This is a genomic window from Rubrivirga sp., from assembly GCF_049648075.1.
Taxonomy (GTDB): domain Bacteria; phylum Bacteroidota; class Rhodothermia; order Rhodothermales; family Rubricoccaceae; genus Rubrivirga.
The window spans coordinates 1-4,344 of the sequence record NZ_JBARYR010000116.1; the positions used below are offsets into that span (position 1 = coordinate 1).

Sequence of the window (4,344 nt, forward strand, 5' to 3'; positions counted from 1 at the left end):
AGGGGTCGGAGGGCGGAGCCGCGGTCGGGGACACGATCGCGGCGAGCGGCGTCGCGTCGGCGCCTAGGTGGTCGCGGAGCGCGTCCTCGAGGGCGGCGTCGCGGTGGTCGTAGTCGAGCGTCTGGTACACACGCCGGACCTCCGAGAGCGCCGCGGCGAGCGCCGTCGCCTGGTCCTCGAAGGGGTTCGCGAAGGCCGCGCCGAAGACGGTCCGGTCGAGGTCGTCGGCGACGAGCCGGTCGCGGTCGATCTCGACGACGATCTCGAAGGGTCCCAGTTGGATCTTGTTGCCGTCGGTCACCGGCGACCCCGACGTTCCGATGCGTGCGCCGTCCAGGAACGTGTGGTTCTTGCTCCCCATGTCGAACACGCGCAACGCGTCGCCCTCGACGCGTAGTTCGGAGTGGCGCTTGCTCACGACGCGGTTGGGGTCGTCGAGGGGTAAGTCGCACGTTCCGGCTCGTCCGATGACGACGGTGTCTTGCTCGAAGACGTACGTGCGCGGCGGAGCCTCTCGCTCCGTGTTGACAACGCTCAGCTTGACTCGCATAAAAGTGTGCCGCGCCGTCAGGCGTCGGCGGTCGCGTCGAGGGCGGCGCGGAGCGAGCGGGCAAAGGCGCCGGCCGTCGCGAAGCGCTGCTCCGGGGAAGGGTGGACGGCGGCTCGGAGCGCCGTCACGACTCCCCAATCTACAGACGCCCATACCGAGTCCGGCGCAATCCCCGACGGCGTAGCCGGCATGTCGAGGACGTCCTCGACGCCGCCCAGCACCCACGGGACGTCCTGGGCGCGCTCCGTCAGAACCTCGTAGGCGATCAGTCCCAGTGCGTAGACGTCGGTCTGGGCGCTCACCGTCTCCGACAGGACCTGCTCCGGCGCCGCGAACTCCGGCGTGATCGCCTGCGCCTCGTTTCCGACCTCGAGGTCGTGCCCATGAGCCAAACCCAAGTCCAACACGGTCACGTCACCCGTCCCGCGGACGATCAGGTGCGCCGGCTTGAGGTCCGCGTGGACGAATCCCGCGTCGTGCAGCACGCCGACAGACTCGCACATCGAGGCCGCGACCTCGAGCCGGCCCCGGGCACGGAGCGGTTTGGCGTGGTCCGTGACGCACTCGCCGTCGACGACCTCGAGGGCGAGGTAGGGGCGCCCGTCGTGGTGCTGGCCCGCGTCGTACAGGGCGGCGACCGTGGGAGCTGAGAGGTGGCGGAGGACGTGCGCCTCCGCATCGAACAGCGCCAGCGTGTGAGGGCTCAGGCGTCTCGCCAGCTTGAGCGCAGCTTGGAGCGTTCCCGAGGGCGTCACCCTCGAGGCCGAGTAGACGCAGCTGCCCCCGCCGCGCCCGATCTCGTCCTCGAGCGTCCAATGGCCGACCCGCGCCGGGTACTCCGTGTCGAGATCGTCGGAGCGGCGGAGCGGCCCGTCCATCAGGCGCGCGAAGAACGCCTCGGCGTCGGTCGACCTTCCTGGACGGGGCACGGCTAGCTCACGCTGAGCTCGTCGAAGAGCCACGAGCGAGCGGCGCGCCAGCTTCGCGTGACCGTCGCTGGAGACAGGCCCAGCGTGTCCGCGGTCTCGTCGACGGTGAGCCCGCCGAAGAACCGGCACTCCACCACGCGGACGCCCCGTTTGTCGCGCCGTCCCAACCGCTCCAGAGCCTCGCCGATCCCGGCGATCTCAGCGGCGTCGGTGCGGGTCATCACCATGTCGGTCGCTTCGTCGAGGGCGACCGGGCGCCGGCCGCCGCCTCGCTTCTGTGCGCACCGAGACTCGGCGTAGGTGAGCAGCACTTGGCGCATCGCCCTCGAGGACGTCATCATAAAGTGCGCGCGGCTTCGGAAGCGCATCGTGGACCGGGCCAGCTTGAGATACGCCTCGTGGACCAGGGCGGTCGTGCAGACGGAGGGCGTCCCGAAGGAGCGGACGCGGTGCGCGTGGGCGATCTGGCGGAGCTGGGCGTACACCCGGGCGCATTGCTGCGGGTCGTCGGTGCGGTGCCCGAGGATGTCCAGAAGGTGGGCGACATCCTCATCGAGGTCGGTGTCGGTGGCCGGAGCCCAACCGGCCGGTGCCGCCGGCGGCGCAGGAGCAGGGAGCGTGTCTGTCATCAGGGAGTTTGGGATCGGAATGGGGAGCGCGATCGGGACGGCCCGTTCGCGGGTCTGGTCAATCTGGTCAGGCGGTGAGGGCGGCGCTTGTCTGTGCGTCTCATTCTGTTGTCTGTGCGTCTCATCCGGCGTTTTTCGAAGAGGGGGAGTTCGTCTCCCGAAAGCACCACTATGCGGTGCGGGGCCGTCCTCGTCTTGTCTCAGCGTGTCAATCTGTTGTCTGTGCGTCCCATTTGAGCGTGGCCGGCGCCGCCGACCCGCCATGTGCGGCGGGTGGACCAGGCCAACGACGCACGTGAGATCTCTCGAGCCGGCCGTTCACAGGACTCGGCTACCACGAGCGCACCGAGTCCGGTCAGAACCGGTCACCCTGACCTACGCCGATGATAGACCAGGCGGATCAAACTTCTGCCGGAAGGGGCTCCGCCTCGGTTTTCTCGATGTCACGTCCGGGCCTGTCGTGTAACCATTGTACGTAAACGACAAACGGCCCGCAGCTAACGGTATGTAACCGTTGCTGCGGGCCGCACGGAGGCGAACCGATTTGAGCCGACTAGGGGCGGCGGAACCGGACGAGCAGGGTGCCGCGGTTGCTCCGCTGGTCTCGGTACGTGTCCGGGTCGAACGACTCGAGGTCGATCCCGGTCAGGTTGAGCTGACCCTCGAGGACGGTCGGGCGCTCGCCTTCGTAGTCGAGCGAAAACTCGGACGGAAGCAGAAGTTGGTCGAGGTCGTCACGGTCGTTCTCGGTCACGGCCTCGAACGTGGCCCGTCTCGAGTTGGCCTCGACGCGCAGGCTGATCAGGCTCGACCGGCCGCCGCCGGCCGGGAACACGATGATCTGAGCATCGCCGTCGCCGAACACCTGGAGCTCGGTGTCATTCGCGTCCAGCCTGGCGCCGACGTCTGCCTCGGGGAGCGCTGGCGTGGAGGGGTCGAACGACAGGGCGTCCAGGGAGTAGCGGCCCTGGATCCGTTCGAGGGCGCTGTCGCTGCCGCCGGAGTCGCAGCCGGTCGTGAAGAGGGCGAAAGCGGCGAGGAGGAGGAGAGGGCGGTGTAGCATCGGCAGAAGGGCGGTCGCGGGGGGAGCCCTATCTACGAATGGGCCGGCGCGTTGGTGCCCATAGCGCTCGCAGACGGGTTCTGAAGAGCCGCCGCGTTCGCCCTCGACGTCACGTCGGGGCCAGCGCGGCCTCGAGGACGACCCCGCGATCAGGCCGACTCTGGCTCGGATCCGTCATCGTCCTCGAGGCCGGCGAACAGCGGGTCTGCAGATGCCGATGCCTCCGCGGCCGCAGAGAGACCGGCCGGAGAACCTTCGCGGCGTCGCCGTGTGAGCCTCCCACACGAGACCCCCTCGCGGCCGACAGTCGGGAGGTGCCCAGTGGCAACACGACGAGGCATGAGCTTCCACCCTACCGCGTTGACCTCCGCCTCCCACCAGATTGCCGATGACATCCTCTGACCTCGATGCTCTCGTCGGCTTGACGCGAGGGCGCCGTTTGACCGTCCTCGCTGGCGCCGGCATCTCGACCGAGTCGGGCATCCCGGACTATCGCGGTCCCGAGACGCAGCACGTCAAGCGGCGCCCTGTCCAGTACGACGACTTCGTCCGGGACGCGTCGGCGCGGCGCCGGTACTGGGCGCGGGCCAGCCGGGGCTGGGCGCGGATGACCCAGGCCCGACCCAACACAGGCCACCGCGCGCTCGCCGACCTCGAGGACGCGGGACTCGTCGAGGGCGTGATCACTCAGAACGTGGACGGACTGCACCAGGCGGCAGGCTCGTACCGCGTGGTCGAATTGCACGGGTCGCTGGCGTCCGTCGTCTGCCTCGAGTGCGGCCACCGGCTCTCGCGGGCAGAGGTCCAGGCGCAGATCGGGACGCTCAACCCCGGCTGGACGCGCGCGGCGACGGCCCAGCAAATCGCACCCGACGGCGACGCCGAGATCGCCCTCGAGGACGGCTTCGTCGCCCCATCGTGTTCCGTCTGCGGCGGCGCGGTCAAGCCCGACGTGGTGTTCTTCGGCGAGTCGGTCCCGAAGTCCAGGGTTGCGACCTCGAGGGCGATGGTCCCGGCGGCCGACGCGCTGCTGGTCGTCGGCTCGAGCTTGACGGTGTACAGCGGCTACCGCTTCGTGCGGCAAGCGGAAGCGGAGGGGACGCCCGTCGCGATCGTCACGCTGGGCGAGACGCGCGGCCATCGACACGCTACCGTCGCCCTCGATGCGAGGCT

Annotated in this window: 5 protein-coding genes; 1 reads left to right on the forward strand and 4 read right to left on the reverse strand. The window is 69.4% G+C overall.

Annotation, left to right across the window (positions count from 1 at the left end; genetic code table 11):
* The 4 genes from WBA11_RS03200 to WBA11_RS03215 form a co-directional block, all read right to left on the reverse strand.
* The coding region (locus tag WBA11_RS03200; RefSeq protein ID WP_424519281.1) for an FHA domain-containing protein at positions 1-550 on the reverse strand (550 nt) is incomplete at its 3' end.
* A 17-nt stretch (positions 551-567) separates the two neighbouring features.
* Positions 568-1,479, reverse strand: coding sequence for a serine/threonine protein kinase (locus WBA11_RS03205; protein WP_424519282.1), 912 nt, complete (start codon positions 1,477-1,479; stop codon positions 568-570).
* 2 nt (positions 1,480-1,481) lie between these two features.
* Positions 1,482-2,108 (reverse strand): ECF-type sigma factor, encoded by a 627-nt coding sequence (locus tag WBA11_RS03210; RefSeq protein ID WP_424519283.1) that lies wholly within the window; start codon positions 2,106-2,108, stop codon positions 1,482-1,484.
* A gap of 553 nt (positions 2,109-2,661) precedes the next feature.
* Positions 2,662-3,171 carry a hypothetical protein gene (locus WBA11_RS03215; protein ID WP_424519284.1) on the reverse strand — a complete coding sequence of 170 codons (510 nt, stop codon included), beginning with the start codon at positions 3,169-3,171 and terminating at the stop codon, positions 2,662-2,664.
* A gap of 439 nt (positions 3,172-3,610) precedes the next feature.
* On the opposite strand from WBA11_RS03215, the gene WBA11_RS03220 reads away from it, so the two are divergent.
* A partial coding sequence (locus WBA11_RS03220) for an NAD-dependent protein deacetylase (protein WP_424519285.1) occupies positions 3,611-4,344 on the forward strand: 734 nt, incomplete at its 3' end.